Consider the following 19,741-nt stretch of genomic DNA (forward strand, 5'->3'; position numbering starts at 1 on the left):
ATTGTGAAGAATATGAATTACGGTCTGAAATAAATGGATCACAGGGGGACCACATTATTTATCGTTCGCGCGTTCCTCATATTGTACTCACATCTCCACGCACAAAGTAAATACGCAATGGTATTAAGCGGCATCGGACGCCGCTGAAAGAGGTTCTTTTGTAGATCTGATGGTGCGCCCCTCACTCATAAAAAATCTTAATAATGGATATAGCCTTTATGTGCTTGTTTTGCAGAGAAGGGACTGGTACGCTAAGAGAAGCTTAACAAGAAGAAATGAGGAACGTATGATCCAGATTACCCGTGTCTTCGAACCTGTCCTGAACAAACACTACGGCTGTCCACAGGGAGTAATAGGACGCTTTGTGGGTGAATTGATGGTGCGCCAGCATGAAAAAGAGACAAGCTGGACCGTCTCAATAGCGAATGTACAACCAACCGATCGCGTGCTAGAGTTTGGCTTTGGAGCCGGCAAAGCCATTCAACTATTAGAGCAAAAAGCAACGCATGGCTACGTGTATGGAATTGATCTATCTGCCACGATGGTCAAACGTGCCCGGGAACGCAATGCGCACGCCGTCAAAGCAGGGCGGGTCACACTCCAGCAAGGAGAGGCCACGCGACTTCCTTTTGCGGACCATTACTTTGACAAAATAATCAGCATTCATACCTTCTATTGGTGGTCAGAAGAACCCCACGCAATCCTCACAGAAATGTTTCGCGTGCTCAAACCAGGAGGCACGCTTCTCTTCACGTTCGCTTATGGCAAAACGGACGAGGAGCGAGACTATTATGATCAAGCATTCATCGAAGAGCAGGTGTTTGCACCGATGAAAAGCGTCGGGTTTACGGCAGTATCGTCCAGACCAGGTCCCATCTCTCGTCAGTTCAAACACATCGCCGTGTTCGGCACCAGGCCCGCCACTTCATAATAACATCTAAAGCTAGACGACAACCCGCACATCGCGCAACGACAAGCCTGTCTTTTGCGCGATGTAGCTATTCGATCGCCTGTAAATCTTAGAACTAATCAAACACTAACTTCTATCTGGCAGGGATGGGAATGTTAATGATACGCCTGTGTACATCAATGATGTCAACACTTTGGCTGTCGGAGCGCCAGTAGAGCGTTGCCCGGCTACTGTCATCGCCCACCGAGAATACAGATGACGTATCCAGCACCTGCTTTGTGCTTACATTCCAGAAGCTCATGTTATTTTCTGAGTTAAATGCAGCCAGGTGCTTTCCATTAGGAGACCATTTCAGGCCGGAATATATAAGATTTCTATGGCTGGCAGGATCAGCGAAGGTTATTCCTTGTATGGTGATGGGAGACCAGATACTCAACGGCCCTTGATAAGGGGCGGCAGCAATCCAGTTTCCGTCAGGCGACCAGCGCACAACGGCATCAATATGCTCATGAGGGAACAACTGCGCCCGGGGAAGCGCATACGTATGACGCCACTTGAAAAGGGGACTCACTTCATAGACATTTAACACATCTTGCGCATTGTTGGTCACCAGCATCTTGCTATCAGGGGACCAATCAAGCGCCAGGATAGGGCTGAATAACGAAGAATCACTGGCAATAACATCACCGCTGGTGGGATTAAGGATCTGTAAATCTACCTTTCCGCTTTCAGCATCGCTCTGCGCTACCGCTATGTATCTGCCATCAGGCGACCAGGCCAGGCATGTATTTGCGTTAAGATTCCGGCCAAACGGATAAGCGGCGACCACATGGGTGGTCTGCTGTTGACGCCAGTCCCACACCGTGACACTTCCATCACCTGCGACAGTGGCAAAATGCCGGCTATCGGGTGACCAGGTAGGCTCAGGCCGAGGATTGACATCCTCTTCACCATCCCAGATTGGTCGGTTTTGACGAATATCCCAGACAAGAAAGATATCTGTATCGATACTGACACATGTATGCCCATCGGGAGCGAGCACACTGGTATACATGAATTGGTTATCATTCAAGATATTTTCCTGCAGACGCAAAGCCTTCGCTTGACGGTACGCATTAAAACCTTGCACTCCACCAAAGGCCACGGCCACGCCCAGAACCGTGCATCCGACAAGGATTGCCCGCCGCCGGATGCGCCGTCTGGTTAACACTGGCCACGAAGTCTGGATCTGAACCTGTCCGGCCGTGGATGCTCCACCAACCCGCATCGGGGCTGGAGTGCCAGACCGTGGATTACTACCAGCACGCTTGATGAGCAAGATTTCTCGATAAATCTCGGCGATCGAGGAAGGGCGTTCAGCAGAATTGAAACGCACCATCCGTTCAACCAGGGTTGCCAGTTCGCTAACGCCACTCTGCCCATAAGCACTTATAGGAGAGAATTTAAAGGGATTCTCCACCGGGTCCTCACCTGAGAGAAGATAGTGGAGCAGCGCGCCCAGGCTAAAGATGTCCGAGGCCGGCGTGGTCTGGGCCTTGCCATACTGCTCGGGCGCGGCATAGCCGGGCGAACCAAATGGGATGGTATCTCTGGCCTGCCCCGGCTTGAAGCGACGCGCGATGCCAAAGTCAATCAAATAGAGTTGTCCGGTCCTGCTCCGCATAATATTAGAAGGTTTCAGGTCGCGAAAGATCACCGGCGGTTGGCGGCCATGCAGATAGCTCAGTACCTCACAAAGCTGTAGCGCGATCGAGAAGATCTCGTCAAAAGGCAATAGAGGAGCAGGCTGTGCCACAGCAGGAGTCGAGGAAACCTGAAGCTCAAGGTAGCGCTCCAGCGTCTCCCCTTCGATAAAATCCATCACCAGGTACCAGTGCTCTGGATCGGTAAAGTGATGATAGACATGTGGCAGGTTAATATGCGCCAGTTGCGATAGCAGGCGCACCTCACGGTTAAAAGCGTCCGTCGCCTCGATGGCCTGCTGAGCCGTCAACTTGCTCAAGTTAATCTGCTTGAGAGCGCGAATGGCGTTCTTTTCCTGCGTATCCTGCACCTGGTAGACCGTCGCGAAACCACCCACGCCAACCTGCGCCAGCACACGGTAGCGCCCGCCAATCAGCTCACTCGCTGTATCATCATCGTCCCCCGGTAAGCCTAATTGATTCTGGCAGGCAAAACAGGTGACATCTTGTGAAGAATTAGCCGCGCCACAGCGGGCACAGTAAAGCATTTTCGCGGTCATAGCATAATTGCATTCATAGAGAAACTCTTTTCCATCTGAGTGATCTTCAATTTAACGTGCAACACTAGAGGCAAGAGCGCTAAAAATAGCTATAAGTAGAACAACACTTATAATTACTAGAACGAGCGCGATAATGGGGAGGATAAGGACTGCCAGGGTAGCCCTTCCCCCACTTAAGCGGTGAACGGCCATGGTCATCAAAATCATCAGGACATACATGTAGATGCCGACCGCAGCGCTTAAAAAGAAACCCACAAATGGAATCAGGAGCAGCAATCCACTAATAATCTGGATTGGTACATAGAAAAGCAAGGCACTATAAACGTACTCGATGAACTCTCCCTGCCCCTTGAAGAGTTTGGCGATAAAGTAGTAGATTGTCCAGTTTATGAACAAAGAGATGGGCGTTGAAAAGAGCGCGGTCAAACTGCCCTGTAGGGCCATTCCTTTATACATATCCGCAAAGCTGGTTGTGCCGATTTTTGGTAGATTGAACAGCGATACAAACGTCGGAAGCACGTAGGTATAGGCCGCAAAACTAATCAACGCTCCAATGATGGCAATGAAGGCAATCTGCACCCAGATAATATTCCAGGCCGCCTTCTGCTTCTCCTCGGCAAAGGTTGCGGCGCTCGGTCTCGTCAAAACTCTCAAATATTGTTTGGGGAGCTGCTTGATCGCCTCACCCAGGGGCAATGGCTGGCGATTATTAGCCCGGGGGGGATAAGGTTGCCCGTTTGGAGGTGACGGATAGCCATATCCAGGATAAGGCTGCCCGTTTGGAGGTGGCGGATAACCATATCCGGGATTTGGTTGCCCATTTGGAGGTGGTGGATAGCCATATCCAGGATTTGGCTGCTCGTTTGGGGGCGGATAATTATAGTAAGCGCTGGGAGGTGGCGGATAACTATTCTCAGGTGAAGCCTGGTCATCAGACAATGAGGAATATTCACGATAAGGCAACGATCCATCGGGTACGGAAGGATATATAGTATCGGGCTTCTCATCCGAGTGGGGGGATTGGGATGCTGGATTATTGTTCTGATTAGATTCTTCAGACATATAAAATCCTCTTTTTCTCTGCAAACATCTAATTCTGCAGAGAGCTTAGAATAAAAGCTATTAAGGCTTTTATTCTAATAGAAACACATCAATTAATCAATACCAGGGCATTTCCCTTGACTTATGCTTTTTTACTGGTTACTATTTATTCAATCGATTGAATAATTTTTTATATGGCGAAAGGAGCTAGCGTGGTCAAGTTGGAGCCGATCAGCGCGCGGCGGGCGGCGATTATCGAGGCGGCGCTGCGCGTGCTGGCGCGCGATGGCATCGCTGAGACGACGACTCGTAAGATCGCGGCCGAGGCGCAGGTCAATCAGGCCATGCTGCGCTACTATTTTGGGAGCAAGGATGATCTGCTGTTCGCGGTACTGCAGACGCTGATGCAGCAGACCGGCGAGATCGTGGGATCAGTTGGCTTCGAAGGCCGCACGCTACCCGAGGCGATCGCGCATGGTCTGCGGGCCTTCTGGTCCCATGTCGAGTCTTATCCTGAGCAGCAAATCATCCAGTATGAGTTGACGCTCTACGCCCTGCGCCATCCTGAGTCGGCCTGGCTGGCCCGCCAGCAGTATGATGGCTACTGCGCGGTCGTCGAGGCGCTATTTGAGAAGGCCATGCAGGACACGGAACAGACCTGCGCGATCCCGGCGACCGAACTGGCACGCTTCGTGGTGGCTGGCATCGATGGCCTCATCCTGCAATTTATCAGCGATCGCGATACGGTCAGGGCCCGACGCGATCTGGAGCATCTGATCGCATCGGTCACGTTATTGGCGCTACATTCTACCGGGCAACCATCATAGAAGATAAAGGAGCCTCGATCCATGAGTATATCCGCCGATCCCCCCGCATCCTCTCCGGCACAGGTGCAGGAAGCACGCGATTATCAATACTATAAGAAGATCCTGGCGGGCCGCGCATTGCCGCTGGCCTACGTAGATCTGGATCTGCTGGACCAGAATATCCAGGCGGTGGCGGAACGGGCCCATGGCAAGCGTATCCGCGTGGCCTCGAAATCGGTGCGCAGCGTGTGGGTGCTCAAGCACATCATGGCGGCCGATCCCTGCTTCCAGGGCATTATGTGCTTTACGGCCCGCGAAGCGGTATACCTGGCCTCCCAGGGCTTTGATGACCTGCTGCTAGGCTATCCATCCTGGCACGAACAGGATATCGCTGCGGTGGCCGCCGCGATCAAGGCCGGAACGCACATCACGCTGATGATCGATAGTGTTGCGCATATCACCCGGATCGAGCAGGTCGCCAGCCAGCACGGAGTGCCGATTCCGGTCTGCCTGGATCTGGATATGGCTCTGCACCTGCCCGGACTGCACGTGGGCGTCTGGCGCAGTTCGCTGCGCACACCAGAGCAGATACGACCGGTGCTGGAGAGCATCGCGGCCTCTCAGCACGTGCTGCTGGATGGCATCATGGGCTATGAGGCCCAGGTGGCGGGCCTGGGCGATAACTATCCCAAAAGCGCGGTAAAAAACGCGCTGGTGCGCTATCTGAAGGGACGCTCGATCCGCGAGGCTGCGGCGCGCCGCTCTACTGCTATCTCCTTGATCGAGGGCTACCAGTTGTCGCCGCTACGCTTTGTGAATGGTGGTGGCACCGGCAGCGTCCACACTACCCGCGAAGAGGAGGCCGTCACCGAGATCACAGTGGGCTCCGGCTTCTACGCGCCCGCGCTGTTCGACAATTACCGTGACTTCCGCTATCAGCCAGCGGCCGGCTTCGCCATTGAGATCGTGCGCCGTCCTACGCCGACAATCTATACCTGCCTGGGTGGCGGCTATATCGCCTCGGGCACCGTTGGACGTGATAGATTGCCGCAACCCTACCTCCCTGTTGGAGCTCGTCTGGAGCCATTGGAGGGGGCTGGAGAGGTGCAGACCCCCATTCACTATACCGGACCGGAAAACCTCCAACCGGGCGATCCGATCCTGCTGCGTCACAGTAAGGCTGGCGAACTCTGTGAACGTTTTAACTCCCTGCTGCTTATCTCTCACGGCACCATCGTCGATGAGGTCACTACCTATCGTGGCGATGGCCAATGTTTTCTATAACATTGATCGAATCCTATTTAATACTATCCGATATATCTTTTTATTTGATGTGAGGAGACTCCAATGGCCACAGAACAAACACTCCACTGGCGCAACTGGTCCGGCTCTGTCCGTACCAGCCTGCAACAGGTGGTCCAGCCATCCGACATCGCGGAACTGGCCCACCTGCTCCACTACTACCAGAGTACCGGACGCCATGTGCGTGTGGTGGGGGCGGGCCACTCATTCACCCCACTGGTCGAAACCGGTGATATTCTGGTCTCCCTCGATAACCTGCAGGGTATTGAGGAGGTTGATCTGGCGGCGGGGACGGCCATGGTACTGGGTGGAACGCGTCTGAAGGAGCTGGGCGATGCCCTGCTGTCGCATGGCGTGGCTCAGGAGAATCTCGGGGACATCGATGTGCAGAGTATCGCGGGCGCCATCAGTACCGGCACGCATGGCACCGGCGTCCGCTTCGGCAACCTGTCCACTCAGGTCGAGGAACTGACCCTGGTCACCGCCAGTGGTGAGATTCTGGTCTGCTCCGCCGAGCATAACGCGGAGATCTTTAAGGCCGCTCAAGTCTCGCTGGGCCTGCTGGGCGTGATTGTCCGCGTCAAATTGCGCGTCGTCCCGGCCACCCGCCTACACTTCAAGAGCCACCGCGAGCGCCTGGACGTGTGCATGGACAACATTGAATACTATAAGAACAACAACGATCATTTTGAGTTCTTCTGGATGCCGCATACAGAGTGGGTGCAGGCCAAGTTCCTGAATGAGACGCGGGACGAGGCCAGCGGCAGCAATCTATGGGGACAATTCAATAAGGTGGTGCTGGAGAACGGGCTGTACTGGCTACTCTCGGAGACATGTCGCCTGCGTCCAGCGTGGACGCCTGCGATCAGCAAGCTGTCGGCCCAGGGCATCGCCAGCGTGGATGAGGTGGACTATAGCCACCGGCTCTTCGCCACGCCGCGCGCGGTGCGCTTTCAGGAGATGGAGTATAACATTCCGGCCGAGCACTTCCCAGCGGTGCTGCAGGAGATCAAGCAGAGTATTGAAACCCATCATACACGGGTGCATTTTCCAGTGGAGTGCCGCTTTGTACAGGCCGACGATATCTGGCTAAGCCCGGCCTACCAGCGTACATCCGCATATGTGGCGGTGCATATGTATAAAGGCATGCCCTATCGCGAGTATTTTCAACAGATTGAGGAGATCTTTAAGCACTACCAGGGGCGTCCCCATTGGGGCAAGCTGCATACGCAGGATGCCGAGAGCCTGGCGCGGCTCTATCCGCGCTGGCAGGACTTCCAGCGGATACGGGCCTCGCTTGATCCACAGGGTCTGTTCCTCAATGCCTATCTACGCAGCCTGTTCGCTATCAACGAGCCGGCCGCGCTCTGATTGTCCGCTTCAGCTTCAGCAAGGAGTGCCACATGAGTGATGCGTCGTCCCCCGTTCCGGCTAGCCCCCCGGCAACGCCCGCGCTGGGAAAAGGGATTCTTGGTCTGCGCCACGCGGTGGTGATCTCGGTGGCGGTGATGTCGCCGGCCGCCTCGATCTTCTTTAACACGATCCCCCAGGCCGGCGTGGTGGGTGCGGCCGTCCCTCTCTGCTACGTGATCGGCTTTATCGTGGCCCTGCTGGTCGCCAACCAGTATAGCGAGATGTCGCGCGAGCTGCCCTCAAGCGGCTCGGCCTACACCTACGTGCGCGAGGGACTCAGCCCCCACTGGGGCTTCCTGACGGGCTGGCTGGGCCTGATCGCCGTCGCGGTTGGCGCTCCCTATTCCTTCGTCCTGATGAGCGCTAACATCCAGACCCTGGTGCTGCGCTGGTTCGGTCTGCAGGTCAGCTGGATCTTCTGGTTTGTGCTGGCGGTCGGTATCGTCTTCGCGCTCTGCTACACCGGCATTCGCCAGTCGCTGAGCGTGGATATGACCCTGCTGGCCTTTGAGATCGGCATCTGCCTGATCCTGGCGCTGCTGATCCTGTTCCATGTGGGCGCTCAGGGTGGGCTGAGCGCGGCCCCGTTTAGCGTCGGGCAGGTACCCAGAAACGGTGATCTGACGGTCGGAGTTATCCTTGCGGTGCTGAGCTTTATCGGCTTTGAGACGGCGGCTACGCTGGGCGAGGAGACCAGCAATCCTCATCGCAACATTCCACAGGCGGTCTTCGGCTCAATGCTGGTGGTGGGCGTCTTCTACGTGCTGATGGCCTACGTGGCGACGGTTGGCTATGGCATCAACAATATGGCCAGCGGTTACGCCAATGACCCTGCACCCTTCGATACGCTGGGCCGTCACTTCAGCGGCGGCCTATTCGCCAGTATCATCGATCTGGCCGGGACGCTCTCGTTCTTTAGCGCGGCCCTGGCCATCATCAACGGCGGCGCGCGCATCATCTACACCGTGGGACGTGACGGTCTGCTGCCACGCTGGACCGCCCTGACGCACGCCACACATCAGACGCCGATCGGGGCCGTCACCCTGCTCTGCGTCTTCGCCCTCGCCTGCGGCATCCCCATGGGCATCCTCATGACGCCCATTACCGCCTTCTCCTTCCTCGGCACACTGGACGCGCTCTTCATCCTCCCCATCTATATCCTGGTCAACATCGCCTGCGTCCGCTTCTTCTGGCGCCGGCGCCGTAACCAGTTCAAGCCCATCCGCCACCTGCTCATCCCAATCCTGAGCACCCTGCTGATGGGAGTCATCTTCGTCGCCGCCTTCGTCTCGCCGGGACCCGCTCCGCTCAGCTTCGTCCCCATCGTTGTCGGAGCCTGGATCGTCGCCGGCCTCATCATCCTCTGGCTCCTGCGTACCAGAATCACTACCATATCATAAGTTCGGTCCTTGCGACCGATTAACTATTCACACAGAGCGGAAGGCCGAACAACGCAGACCCTGCTCGCGCTCTTTCGCTCGCTTCAACAGAGGGAGGAACGAGCGCCAGCTTATCAGCTGCGATGAAATAGACCTTGCTGGCGATCTGAAATCCGGCCTTCTCAATCCCACGTTGAGAGGCCACATTCTCATGCTGATGGACGATCCAGAAACGCTCGTTCTCCTCCTCACATCGTAAAATATGTTGAAGCAAGCGGGGGTAGATGCCCTGACCGCGCCACGCGGGCAGCGTAATAAAATAATAAAGGTAGCGGTTTCCTATCGGAACCTCAAATTTAACCAGCCCACCACCAAATTCGGCCCGCCCGCCCGCCGACCAGCCAACAGCCACCGGAAGTGCCCCCATATATGCCAGATAGGCGCGATGACCCGCCCCCAACATGCTCATCACCGCCTCCTCAGTCGTTGCCATCAACCCGGCGAGCGCCGCGCTATCCACCGATTGCTCGATCACAAGATCGGCAAGCAGAGGCAAGGCGGGCAAAGAATCCTCCCTCCACCATGTCCACAACAATCCGGCCTGCTGTCCCAAAGTAAAGCTTCCCTGCTCCATCCGTATTTTGCTCTCTTTCATTAAAAAATGTAATTGTCATTGTACCATGAGCAAAAAAGCAAGAAGCACGTATAACACTCCCCGAAGGAAACAAGCACCCTCGTAGGTGCCGGGCTTGCCCCCAATACTTTCAACTTAAGGGCCCAAAGCATTGCTTATCACGTTAATTTGAGCTCAAAAGCGCCACATGTAATGTCTTCATTTCGCTTAAGTTGAAAGTATTGGGGCTTGCCCCGGCTTGTCGCGCAGCGACCCCGTTGATCATGTCCCCAACATGCTCGCCCTCACGTCCATATTCCACCAAAGGCATCCTCTCACCTTGACATAAGGGTATTTACCATGGTATTCTCAACATACAACCATGGTAAATACCCCCGTATTCCCAAAAAGGATGTAGAGAAAGGAGCGTTTGTATGCCATCCAGCAAGGATCGCCAGCGGATCGAAGTTCCGCTCTATCTCTATGAGCAACTGGCGCAGATTGCTCAGACAGAGGATCGCACGGTCACCAGCGTCCTTCACCAGTTGCTGTTTCAGGCGTTACAGAGCTATCAGCCGACATGGATACCCGCCAAACACCTCAGCCGCTTGAATGCATACGCGAAAAACGTACTTGCCCTGGCTCAAGAGGAGGCGCGCTCCTTCAACCACAACTACATCGGGACCGAACACCTGTTAGCAAGCCTGCTGCGCGAGCGCGACGGTCTCGCCTGCCTGGCACTGGAAAAACTGGGAGTTACGCTTGATCTCGTGCGCGCCGCCATCGAGGAGAAGATCGGACGTGGTCCCGAGCCTGTTCAGGGGGAGATTGATTATGTGCCGCGCGTCCGCAAGGTGCTCTCACTCTCTCTAGATGAGGCCGAGCGGCAGAGCAGCGCCTTCGTACGCAGCGAGCATATCCTGCTGGCGCTTGTACGCGAGGGCGGAGGCATCGCCGCCGATATCCTCGATACGCAAGGTGTGCTGGGAAAGGTGCGCGCACAGGTAGCCGAGCTTCTGGGACAATAGCACCATAACAACTTCGCATAAAAATAATAGGAAGAGGGAACCACCAACCAAAGTCTGGAGGAACCATCATGACAGATACCAGCCATATCTGGACCGGCAAGGCTCGCAGCTATAACCAGGCACGCCCGACACCTCCATCAGCCCTACTCGATCTACTGACGCAATTGATTGACACGCCACACCCCACCCTGGTGGTAGACCTGGGCAGCGGAACCGGATTGTCTACCGCGCTCTGGGGTGAGCGTGCCGATCGAGTGATCGGAATAGAACCCAATGCCGACATGCGCCAAGAAGCCGTCCGGACAACAGAGGGCCATCCCTACGCGGACCATATCGAATATCAGGAGGGGCTGGCGCATCAGACCGGCCTACCAGATGAGTGCGCTGATATAGTCACCGCCGCCCAGGCGTTCCACTGGATGGAACCAACCATCACCCTGGCCGAGGTTGCCCGCATCCTGCGACCCGGAGGGCTCTTCGCGGCCTATGACTATGATACGCCATTTGCCATCCACTGGGAACTTGATCGGCTCACACAGGAGATGACCAGGCACATAGTGGGGCTGGTCCAGCAGCGCGGCCTGGCCCGGACCCTCAAGATCTGGCCCAAAGATAAACATCTCGACCACATGCGCGAGAGCGGCCACTTCCGCTTCACACGCGAGTTGCTCCTGCACCACGTCGAGCACGGAGACGCGACACGCTTCATTGAGATGATGAGCAGCAATGCCTTCAGCAACCAGTTCCAATTCAGCGAACAAGAAAGCGGCCTGGAAAGCCTCAGCAGCGCGGCCACCCAATATATCGGACCCAAACCCATCCCCTGGTATATTAGTTACCGCGTCCGCATCGCCATCAAATAATCCTCGCCCCCAAAAGAAAACGCCTCGCGTAGGTGCCGGGCTTGCCCCGGCTTTGCCGCAACGCGGCCCGTTCCCGGGCGCACATGTTCTCCCAGCAAAGCCACCTTCCCAACAAAAATACATCAATGCGTTACATTGCGGAGATTAGAGTTTGTCTTATTTGCGTCCATGTATAATATGATTGGTGTCAGCTTTGACCTGCTATCCATAGGTATCGGAAAAAGTAGGGTTGGAAACAATAATACGAGAGGCAGATGGAGGAAATACCATGAGCAACGATACAGATAAGTGCGAACACCTGCGTAAGCTACACGATCGCCTGGTTGAGGAGATCAGAGTTTTGAAGGAGGATCTGCAGGCCGCGGAGGAAGAGGGGGTCAATCCAATTGAGACGGTACATATTGTGAAGAGCCTGCAGAAGACGCTTGCTACGATAACCATTGAATTGGAAAAGTGCCACGGCTAAACTGTGGCGATATCCGCCGTGAGAGAACATTCTCACGGCGGCATCTTCCTAGAGATTATTTAGCCGGGGTGGCGGCATCTTGCTTCTTATCATCGGAGGCATCTTGCTTCTTCGCGCCATAGGTGGCGCGCTTCTGTGCCAGTTCCGAGCGGGCGTATTTGGCCCGATCATAGGTGTGCTTGAGATCGCGGATCAGGCCATAGAGCTTGTAGATGGGCAGGTTGTAGGCCTTCTCCTGGCTAACCATGGCGCAGCGCGCGTAGCCACCGAAGCCGCGCTTGAAGGTGTAGACGCCCCAGTTGGGATCTTTGGGACCCTCTTCATCGCTAAGATCAACGGGGATGCCCATAAAATTGTAGTAGGTGCAGCCGTGCTCGCGTCCCCACTGGAGCCCGGTCCATTGCAGCAGGTGGTTGGGCATGACATTGCGGTGCTGGGCCGAAGAGGCGCCGTAGCGATACCAGCAGCACTTGCCGCTGCGCATCACGATGATGCCGGCGATCGGCGTACCTTCGTACTCGGCCAGGAAGAGGGCCGCCTTCTCCCCCGGCTCAAACAGGCTCATCATGTGCTCGAAGTGCTCCTGCGAGTGGACATAGAACTTGTCGCGCTCACCAGTCTCCTGAAATATTTTATGGAAGGCGCTCATATCCTCTGGACCGTGGCCCTGGCGGACAACAACACCTTTGCGCTTCGCGAGGCGGATGTTGTAGCGCCACTTCTCCTTCATCTGAGCCATCTGCTCCTTCTCGTCCGGATAGATGTCCAGCACCCATTCGTTGCGGCCGTGCAAGACGCTATCGCTGGCTTTGAAGCCGCTCTGCTGAAAGAAGCGCAGCCAGTCGGCATCATTGGCCTCGGCGACCGGATCAACCTTGATCATAAAGGCTTTGTGGCGGCGCGCCTGGCTGTTGACGAAATTCATCAGCAGCGGCAGGGCTGGCTCGTTGGCGCTGGCCGCGATAGGCCCACGGGGGACATAAAAATAATAGCTTTTGACTGTAGGAACGTATATTACCAGCACCATCATGGCCGCCCGAAGTTGATCTTGATCATCCAGCACGCCACAGTACAATGGCTTTGAATTGGCATGCTGGGCCAGTTCACCCCACTCGTACGTCTGGGTGATCGCTCCAAAGGGAGCGGTGGCAATAAAATCGTCCCACTGTTGCCGATCGGTAATCAAACATGCATTCATATTGTAAGCTTTCTATGGCTGTTTTCTCTCGTTGACTGATTTCGCGGATACAACTGGCTATCCTTACATTGAAATGTTCTTTAATAGAAAAGATAGAAAAGTTCCTTTTTTTATCGCCTCTAACAGTTGATAGATATCAGTGTATAAAAAAATGGCCACCAATAGCAGCTTTTAGTACTAAAATAGGAGAAAAAGATGAGGGGTTGGGGCGATTCCTCTATATTTCTTAACCATTTTTATGAGAGCGTGGTTGAGTTACGTCATGTTGAGGACACTTGCGCGCCCCCACACGCGCGTCCGCTACGCGGCCGCACTGTTTAGTAGTAGGTGGTGTAGCACAGTGAGCGCGGGCATCAGCCCGCGCTCACTGTGCTACACCACCTACTACTAAACAAGGGTACCAGCATGTATGTAGTCACATGCTGGCACCTCTGATTGGTAAAGGACAGTCCGATGCACAGATCTAGCGCTGTGGGTTGTTATTTGGTGATACCCGCTGCGTCGGAGAGTCGTACGGAGATGATGGTACCTGCTGCTGCGCATAGGGATCATTTACATTGTTCGCGGACCGCGTTGGCGGGCGCAGGTTGCCCTGGGAGGCCGCGGTGCTCATTGCGCTCACGGTAACCTCGGTACGATCCAGCATGCGCTTGGCGGCATCACGTCCACCAAGACCAAAGGCCAGGCCAAAGGCCAGGGCGGCACCGGCTACGATAGCGCCAAACAGCTCATTGAGCAGGGCGGGAGCAATATTCAACTGCTCCAGGGCGATCAGGACGGAGAAACCGATGATCGCGTAGCGGGCAATGTTGGCGAACACATTGGGATTACCAACGCGCGCGGCCCCAGTCGCTCCACGAACGATATCCGCGACAAACACGGCCAGCAGCGCACCCAGGAAGAGCACCAGGATGGCGACAAAAACGTTCGGGATAAAGGCAACGATGGTGTTCAAGACGTTACTGACGGCGGGCACGCCCAGGGCGTCGGCCGCGGGAACCAGGAAGATCAGCAGGATAAACCAGTATACGATGCGACCAAGCACACCGGCGGCATCCATGTTAACATTGAGGTTCTGCTCAAAGCGGCGCAGACCAATGCGATCACTCAGGCGATCAAAGCCGATCTTGCGCAACAGAAAGGTCACAGCCTTGGCGACAATAGAGGCGATAATCAGGCCAACCACTAAAATGACGATAAATCCAAGCAGCCGGGGAATAAAACTCAGAATCAGGTTGACCGCATTGGCCAGGGCACTGATGATCGCGGTTCCCCAATTGGTCACAACTGTCATGAAGGGAATCCTTTCTTAACAATACTATCCATTGATAACTACTAGCGCGCAATCAACCATCGCGCCAAAATTGATTAGGACATAATACAAATTATTTGTACGTGGCTGAATTGCACCAACCTTAGCTGCTTTTAATACGGGCTACACAATGAATAAGAATACAATTCCTAGACACACGTATAACAAAGTCTAATTATGGTGCATTATATACATGAGTATAATTTGTACTTCTGCTCGCACGAGGCGTGCTCGATGCAACATCTTTGCACAGACTATTTTTTGACTAATAGATGTGCTTTACGCTCGGCCAGACCGATACGGGCGATGAAGCCGGAAGGAAAGGCGAGGTAATCGCTCTCGATGCCATCACTAAAGATGACACCATTCTCAGGCATCTGCGATGTAATCACCAGTTCCTGACCGCGCTGCAGCTGTCCAAAAACCAGGTTGGCCTGTGAGACCCTGGATACGAAGGGCTCACGCACGGTAAACCAGGCCTGCTCGGACTCCCAGCCCAGAGCCAGTTGCTCGCTGCTCGGCGGCTGCGCACCTCCTCCTCCAAAATAGGAGGCCACCGACCATGCACCCTGGGTGATCGAACGAAACCAGCCGGTGCAGCCCGCGCCGGTGGAGACAATGATGCCGCTGGAGATCTGGGCCTCACTCTGACTCCCCAGCTGCAGCCGATAACGCGCCGAGGTATGGGTGCGTGGGCCGATAAAAAGATCATTGATGCCATACAGCACCTGCCCATCATTGAGGGCAGCTTTGACCATGGAGAGGCGCGTGACCTTGCCGCGCCCCTGCCGGAGACGCGCCACAGCTGAGCGCGCCTCCTCGTAGTGAAACGGGATCAACACCCCGTCCACGCGCCGAGGATCGGGATTGAGCGCCAGGATGGTCTGCGTGGTCAGGTACTTGGCGGTGTTAATCACCAATCCATCAGGACCCAGCGTGACGACCAGGTCGTGCTCATCAAACTGATAGGTGGAGAGGAACTCGCGCTCGATAAACTGCTGCTTGAGCTCCCCCGGCAGCTGCCGCTTCACACTGGTCAGCGCCTGCTGATATTGCTGATCCTCCAGTTCATAATCCTGGAATGGAATCTGATTCTGCTCCAGGTAGAAGCGCGCCTGCTCTTTCGAATTCAGACGGTAGACCAGTTCCTCTAGAGCTGTCTTCTTCGTCACTACTATAATGCGCTCAATCTCAGACACAGCTTATCCTCTCTTTCTTTCATAAGCCGCATAAGAATGCATCTGGCTCTCGTTTTGCTGGCGGGCTTGTGCGCCCCCGCACAGGCGTCCGCTGCGCGGCCGCACTGGTTTTGTATGTTTGGTGCAACAGGGGCGCATCCGCGCCCCTGTTGCACCAAACATATTATGGGCTGTTGGGCACCGCCGCCTGCTTGCATCAACTATTATGGGCTGTTGGGCATCGCTGCCTGCTTGCATCAGTTGTTATAGGCTGTTGGGCACCGCCGCCTGCATGTATCAATTGTTATGGGTTGTTGGGCACCGCCGCCTGCTTGCATCAACTATTATGGGCTGTTGGGCACCGCCGCCTGCTTGCATCAACTATTATGGGCTGTTGGGCATCGCTGCCTGCATGCATCAACTGTTTATGGGCTGTTGGACATCGCAACCTGCAGGCGTTTTTGTATTGGTGCAGCAGGCGCGAATGCGCCTGCTTGCACCAATACAAAAACCAGTGCGGCCGCGCAGCGGACGCCTGTGCGGGGGCACTCACGTATCCCCGCGATAACAAGAGTCACGGCACGCTTTAATAAAAAAACAGACATGCCGACATCATGTCATGATTACTACAAGAAATCGCAGATCAGCCATTGAGAAGTTGCTCAAGGATCTCGGAGGTGATGGTCAGATTACCGATCTTGTGGGCATTGTCGGCGAACTGGCGGAACGCGAGGGCGAGCAGTTGCGGCGACGCCAGTTCCCGATAAGGGGTCAGGCGGATGCGTGTGGCCTCGGCCTCGAACTCGGCCTCCTGGCGCGCGTTTTCACCTTTGAGGCCCACTAGCTCCCTGCGGCTCTGCTCCAGCGCGATAGAGGTCGACAATTCGTTCTGCTTGATCTTGCGCTCCTGCTCAACCGCCTCGGCCCGGCGTGAGTAGATGGCCTGGTCGGCCCGCTGCTGCAGGGCCTCGCGCTGCTCCGCCTCCAGTGCCTTGGTGATCTCCGGTGTTGCTTTAAGCGTCGTATAGAACAGGCTGACACAGGCGATGCCCAGTTGGGTCAGCGCCTGCTCATTACGCAGGCGCTCAAAGACGTTCCCCGCCAGCATCTCCGAGCTGCGCAAAGCATCCTCCAGCGCCAGCCGCTGCAGCAGGTTGCGCGTGTGCATCTGCACGATATTGACGATACGCTGATTGAGCTTTGCCGGATCTTCGCTGCGATAGTTGTGGGTGCGCGGATCAATCGTAAAGTTTAACAGCTGCGAGATGGTAGTGGGGTCGATCACTCGATAGGTAATCTGCCCCTGCACGATAACCGCCTGGAAGTTACTGGTAATCTCGTTAAAGATGAAGGGGGCATCTACCGTTGACAGCGGCACCCGTGTAATGGTTGTGCTGGGTCCCCAGTACCAGAATGAACTGCCCGCCCCCTCATGCACGATGCGGCCATTAGCATAAGCGAAAATGTACTCGGTCGGTTCAGCCTTAAAGTATGAAAACAGAGCCATAACGTTCCTCGTTTCATTGCTACCCGGTCACACTCAACTGACTTAGTGTATATATAACACTAAGTACTGTACATGATCGCCTGACGAAAGTCAACCCTTTTGACACATGCACATAACATTTGCGGACACCAAACGATGAGTTAGTGGAACCAATAAAAAGGTATTTTTCATTATTAAAATTTTTTTGAAGAAAGAAGACGGTGCAGCCTATGCAACCTGCACAATTGTCAAGCGCATCGCCTATCGCACATCTGTTTCAGAAGAATGCACCAATTATTCTGGCGTTCTACAGGAAGCGCGGTGTGCAGGCAGAAGATGCGGAAGATCTGCTGCTGGAAGTTTTTACCGCGGCGATCGAAAATCCCAGGCTGATAACGTTGCCAGAAAACGAGCAGCTGGCCTGGTTGAAACGGGTAGCACATAATAAGCTGGTGGACCACTATCGCCGCCAGTCGTATCGGCAGACAACTCCCCTGGAAGCCAGCTATCATCAGCTCTTTGAGAGCGATGAAGAGGCTCCGGAGTTTACGGCACTGCGTCAGGAGAGCCATGAGGAGCTCCGACACCATATCTCACAGCTGCCCACGGAGCACCAGGAGATACTCCGGCTGCGCTTCACTTATGATATGCCATCCAAGGAGATCGCTCGGCTGCTGAGCAAAAGCGATACGGCGGCTCGCGGCCTGCTATGGCGAGCGGTTACCCTATTGCGCAATGTCTATGGAGAGAAGCAGGGGAGGGAAAGATGAAGCCAGACAATAACAGTAAGCTTACTGCGGCAAATATCGAAGAAAAGATTCAGCAGGTATTCCAGTCCAGAGGTCAATCAGGTACCTCAGCATCCCTTGATGAAACGGTGCTTCAGGATCTCTATCAGACATTGTACCGTGGTGATGAGGCCATTATGGAGCGTACGTGGCACAGGTTGGCGCAGCGCTATCCCTTAATCGAGCAGTCGGACGATACGACGCAAGCCGCGTCAGATGTTAGGACCGTCATCACTTTTCCACAACCAGGGACATCTCGTTCCCAGCCGACGCCAAAACGTCCACCACAGCGCTCAAGAACGCGCACGCTGAGCGTCTTGATGCTGGTCGCCGCCTGTCTCTTAATCATTGGTGGTAGCCTCATTTTGTTTACCCAGTACCAGAAACCTACCCAGCCGGCCGCGCCACCCCAAAAAGGCCCCTTACAGTTTTTTGACCGGCAGGGGAAACTGATCTACCAGATCGATAGCCATAATAAGGTCACGGTGGGGAATACACCGCTCACCAGGGACTTTATGAACTATTCGCTGGACAAGCTGGCCACCGATCTGCACGTCAAAAGAGCCGACCTACCAGCTATGGGACTCAAGGTAACGACCACGCTGGACATGCAGCTACAGACGCAGGCATATCAAAAGGCGCAACAGACGATCGCTCAGACCCGGCAAACCCATAACATCGGCGACGCCGCCGCGGTCGTGCTGGACTATCACGACGGCTCCATCCGTGCGCTCTTTGGCAATCTCAATACCCAGTACTCGGGGTACAATGTCGCCACACTGGAATCACGCCCCCTGGCTTCAGCCTTTAAGCCCATCACCTATCTCACCGCGTTTGAACGTGGTATCAGCCCCGGCGAGGTCGTCGATGATGCGCCCCAGAGCTTTCCATCCAACGATAATGGTGATCCGGCCTATTCACCACTTGATTACGGCATGAGCTATCAAGGCCTGATATCGTATCGCCAGGCATTACAACACAATAGCAACATCCCCGCGGTTCAACTTCTGACCCGCACCAAACTGGATCCACTACTCAAGCAGGCACAGGCACTCGGTCTGCATACACCTCCACCACAACATACAGGCTATTCCGCTGCCCTGGGTACATTTGGAGAGACCGTCTTGAATGTGACCGCCGCCTATGGCACGATCGCCAATCAGGGGATCTCCGTTACACCCCATACTATAGAGCAAGTAACCGATTCCAGTGGCCACGTACGCTATCAGGCCTCGCATCTCGGCAGGCGTATCATAAAGCCCGGCACGGCCTTTATGATCACAGACATCCTGAGCGATCAGCAGGCGCGCACTGAAGTATATGGAAAGTGTAGTCCGATTTTTCTCTACTCTGCATCCAGAGAGCAGTGCCAGATTGATCAGCCCGGAACTATATATCCGGCCGCCATTGAGACGGGCGAGAGCGCAATCGTCCACGATACCTGGACCATTGGCTATACCACCGACTACGTTGCTGGTGTCTGGGCAGGCAATGATAATTATGAGCCAATGAAAGGAACTGTTATAGCCACCGATGGAGCGGGCCAGATCTGGCACGACACGATGCAGTTGGCCGAGCAGGGCCTCCCCATCAAACAGTTTCCAGGACCGCCCTCGGATGTGGTAAAAAAAACCGCCACCTATCATGGCGTCACCACCACCGATTGGTACCTGAAATAGCCGTTGAGCAAGAGCAAGGGAGCCGCTAGAGTGAAAA

17 protein-coding genes are annotated in these 19,741 nt (G+C 54.9%); 10 read left to right on the top strand and 7 right to left on the bottom strand.

Annotation, left to right across the window (positions count from 1 at the left end; all coding sequences use genetic code 11):
* Positions 1 to 286 precede the first annotated feature (286 nt).
* The gene (locus KTT_RS26080) at positions 287 to 931 is read left to right on the top strand and encodes a class I SAM-dependent methyltransferase (protein WP_160146144.1); all 645 of its coding nucleotides are present in this window, start codon (positions 287 to 289) and stop codon (positions 929 to 931) included.
* 112 nt (positions 932 to 1,043) lie between these two features.
* Here KTT_RS26080 and KTT_RS26085 read toward each other — a convergent pair whose 3' ends face one another.
* Positions 1,044 to 3,152 carry a WD40 repeat domain-containing serine/threonine protein kinase gene (locus KTT_RS26085; RefSeq protein ID WP_126600324.1) on the bottom strand — a complete coding sequence of 703 codons (2,109 nt, stop codon included), beginning with the start codon at positions 3,150 to 3,152 and terminating at the stop codon, positions 1,044 to 1,046.
* A gap of 51 nt (positions 3,153 to 3,203) precedes the next feature.
* On the bottom strand, positions 3,204 to 4,214 hold the full coding sequence (locus tag KTT_RS26090; RefSeq protein WP_126600326.1) for a Yip1 family protein: 1,011 nt from the start codon (positions 4,212 to 4,214) through the stop codon (positions 3,204 to 3,206).
* A 191-nt stretch (positions 4,215 to 4,405) separates the two neighbouring features.
* Between KTT_RS26090 and KTT_RS26095 the strand changes: the two genes are divergently transcribed.
* From KTT_RS26095 to KTT_RS26110, 4 genes are all read left to right on the top strand, one after another.
* Positions 4,406 to 5,020 carry a TetR/AcrR family transcriptional regulator gene (locus KTT_RS26095; RefSeq protein WP_160146145.1) on the top strand — a complete coding sequence of 205 codons (615 nt, stop codon included), beginning with the start codon at positions 4,406 to 4,408 and terminating at the stop codon, positions 5,018 to 5,020.
* A gap of 21 nt (positions 5,021 to 5,041) precedes the next feature.
* Positions 5,042 to 6,283, top strand: a complete 1,242-nt coding sequence (locus tag KTT_RS26100; RefSeq protein WP_126600331.1) for an amino acid deaminase/aldolase — start codon at positions 5,042 to 5,044, stop codon at positions 6,281 to 6,283.
* 63 nt (positions 6,284 to 6,346) lie between these two features.
* On the top strand, positions 6,347 to 7,672 hold the full coding sequence (locus KTT_RS26105) for a D-arabinono-1,4-lactone oxidase (RefSeq protein WP_126600333.1): 1,326 nt from the start codon (positions 6,347 to 6,349) through the stop codon (positions 7,670 to 7,672).
* A gap of 32 nt (positions 7,673 to 7,704) precedes the next feature.
* A complete protein-coding gene (locus KTT_RS26110) occupies positions 7,705 to 9,114 on the top strand; it encodes an APC family permease (RefSeq protein ID WP_126600335.1) in 1,410 nt (469 codons plus the stop codon).
* Positions 9,115 to 9,133: 19 nt separating this feature from the next.
* Here KTT_RS26110 and KTT_RS26115 read toward each other — a convergent pair whose 3' ends face one another.
* Entirely contained in the window at positions 9,134 to 9,727 is a 594-nt protein-coding gene (locus KTT_RS26115) for a GNAT family protein (RefSeq protein WP_126600337.1), read from the bottom strand.
* Between the two features lie 413 nt (positions 9,728 to 10,140).
* Here KTT_RS26115 and KTT_RS26120 point away from each other — a divergent pair, with 413 nt between their 5' ends.
* The 3 genes from KTT_RS26120 (at position 10,141) to KTT_RS26130 (ending at position 12,063) form a co-directional block, all read left to right on the top strand.
* Positions 10,141 to 10,734, top strand: coding sequence for a Clp protease N-terminal domain-containing protein (locus tag KTT_RS26120; protein WP_126600339.1), 594 nt, complete (start codon positions 10,141 to 10,143; stop codon positions 10,732 to 10,734).
* A 68-nt stretch (positions 10,735 to 10,802) separates the two neighbouring features.
* Positions 10,803 to 11,597, top strand: a complete 795-nt coding sequence (locus tag KTT_RS26125) for a class I SAM-dependent methyltransferase (RefSeq protein WP_126600341.1) — start codon at positions 10,803 to 10,805, stop codon at positions 11,595 to 11,597.
* Positions 11,598 to 11,865: 268 nt separating this feature from the next.
* Complete coding sequence (locus tag KTT_RS26130; RefSeq protein WP_126600343.1) at positions 11,866 to 12,063, top strand: hypothetical protein; 198 nt, start codon at positions 11,866 to 11,868, stop codon at positions 12,061 to 12,063.
* Positions 12,064 to 12,118: 55 nt separating this feature from the next.
* Here the strand turns inward: KTT_RS26130 and KTT_RS26135 are convergent, their stop codons facing one another.
* The 4 genes from KTT_RS26135 to KTT_RS26150 all read right to left on the bottom strand — a co-directional run bounded on the left by KTT_RS26135 (position 12,119) and on the right by KTT_RS26150 (position 17,258).
* The gene (locus KTT_RS26135) at positions 12,119 to 13,261 is read right to left on the bottom strand and encodes a lipid II:glycine glycyltransferase FemX (RefSeq protein ID WP_126600345.1); all 1,143 of its coding nucleotides are present in this window, start codon (positions 13,259 to 13,261) and stop codon (positions 12,119 to 12,121) included.
* A gap of 463 nt (positions 13,262 to 13,724) precedes the next feature.
* Entirely contained in the window at positions 13,725 to 14,555 is an 831-nt protein-coding gene (locus tag KTT_RS26140; RefSeq protein ID WP_126600347.1) for a mechanosensitive ion channel family protein, read from the bottom strand.
* A gap of 272 nt (positions 14,556 to 14,827) precedes the next feature.
* On the bottom strand, positions 14,828 to 15,772 hold the full coding sequence (locus KTT_RS26145; protein WP_126600349.1) for a diacylglycerol kinase catalytic domain-containing protein: 945 nt from the start codon (positions 15,770 to 15,772) through the stop codon (positions 14,828 to 14,830).
* Positions 15,773 to 16,394: 622 nt separating this feature from the next.
* Complete coding sequence (locus tag KTT_RS26150) at positions 16,395 to 17,258, bottom strand: SPFH domain-containing protein (RefSeq protein WP_126600351.1); 864 nt, start codon at positions 17,256 to 17,258, stop codon at positions 16,395 to 16,397.
* A gap of 209 nt (positions 17,259 to 17,467) precedes the next feature.
* On the opposite strand from KTT_RS26150, the gene KTT_RS26155 reads away from it, so the two are divergent.
* Together KTT_RS26155 and KTT_RS26160 are read left to right on the top strand one after the other, a co-directional pair.
* Positions 17,468 to 18,007 carry an RNA polymerase sigma factor gene (locus KTT_RS26155; protein ID WP_126600353.1) on the top strand — a complete coding sequence of 180 codons (540 nt, stop codon included), beginning with the start codon at positions 17,468 to 17,470 and terminating at the stop codon, positions 18,005 to 18,007.
* A complete protein-coding gene (locus KTT_RS26160) occupies positions 18,004 to 19,704 on the top strand; it encodes a transglycosylase domain-containing protein (protein WP_160146146.1) in 1,701 nt (566 codons plus the stop codon). Before KTT_RS26155 ends, KTT_RS26160 begins: the two co-directional genes overlap by 4 nt.
* Positions 19,705 to 19,741 lie beyond the last annotated feature (37 nt).

Origin of the sequence: Dictyobacter aurantiacus (assembly GCF_003967515.1) — a bacterium.
GTDB classification, from domain to species: Bacteria; Chloroflexota; Ktedonobacteria; order Ktedonobacterales; family Ktedonobacteraceae; genus Dictyobacter; species Dictyobacter aurantiacus.

Excerpts from the sequence above, each read along its gene's own strand:
- KTT_RS26080 (WP_160146144.1), top strand. The coding sequence starts at position 287 with ATGATCCAGATTACCCGTGTCTTCGAACCTGTCCTGAACAAACACTAC.
- KTT_RS26085 (WP_126600324.1), bottom strand. The coding sequence starts at position 3,152 with ATGACCGCGAAAATGCTTTACTGTGCCCGCTGTGGCGCGGCTAATTCT.
- KTT_RS26090 (WP_126600326.1), bottom strand. The coding sequence starts at position 4,214 with ATGTCTGAAGAATCTAATCAGAACAATAATCCAGCATCCCAATCCCCC.
- KTT_RS26100 (WP_126600331.1), top strand. The coding sequence starts at position 5,042 with ATGAGTATATCCGCCGATCCCCCCGCATCCTCTCCGGCACAGGTGCAG.
- KTT_RS26105 (WP_126600333.1), top strand. The coding sequence starts at position 6,347 with ATGGCCACAGAACAAACACTCCACTGGCGCAACTGGTCCGGCTCTGTC.
- KTT_RS26110 (WP_126600335.1), top strand. The coding sequence starts at position 7,705 with ATGAGTGATGCGTCGTCCCCCGTTCCGGCTAGCCCCCCGGCAACGCCC.
- KTT_RS26115 (WP_126600337.1), bottom strand. The coding sequence starts at position 9,727 with ATGGAGCAGGGAAGCTTTACTTTGGGACAGCAGGCCGGATTGTTGTGG.
- KTT_RS26120 (WP_126600339.1), top strand. The coding sequence starts at position 10,141 with ATGCCATCCAGCAAGGATCGCCAGCGGATCGAAGTTCCGCTCTATCTC.
- KTT_RS26125 (WP_126600341.1), top strand. The coding sequence starts at position 10,803 with ATGACAGATACCAGCCATATCTGGACCGGCAAGGCTCGCAGCTATAAC.
- KTT_RS26130 (WP_126600343.1), top strand. The coding sequence starts at position 11,866 with ATGAGCAACGATACAGATAAGTGCGAACACCTGCGTAAGCTACACGAT.
- KTT_RS26135 (WP_126600345.1), bottom strand. The coding sequence starts at position 13,261 with ATGAATGCATGTTTGATTACCGATCGGCAACAGTGGGACGATTTTATT.
- KTT_RS26140 (WP_126600347.1), bottom strand. The coding sequence starts at position 14,555 with ATGACAGTTGTGACCAATTGGGGAACCGCGATCATCAGTGCCCTGGCC.
- KTT_RS26150 (WP_126600351.1), bottom strand. The coding sequence starts at position 17,258 with ATGGCTCTGTTTTCATACTTTAAGGCTGAACCGACCGAGTACATTTTC.
- KTT_RS26155 (WP_126600353.1), top strand. The coding sequence starts at position 17,468 with ATGCAACCTGCACAATTGTCAAGCGCATCGCCTATCGCACATCTGTTT.
- KTT_RS26160 (WP_160146146.1), top strand. The coding sequence starts at position 18,004 with ATGAAGCCAGACAATAACAGTAAGCTTACTGCGGCAAATATCGAAGAA.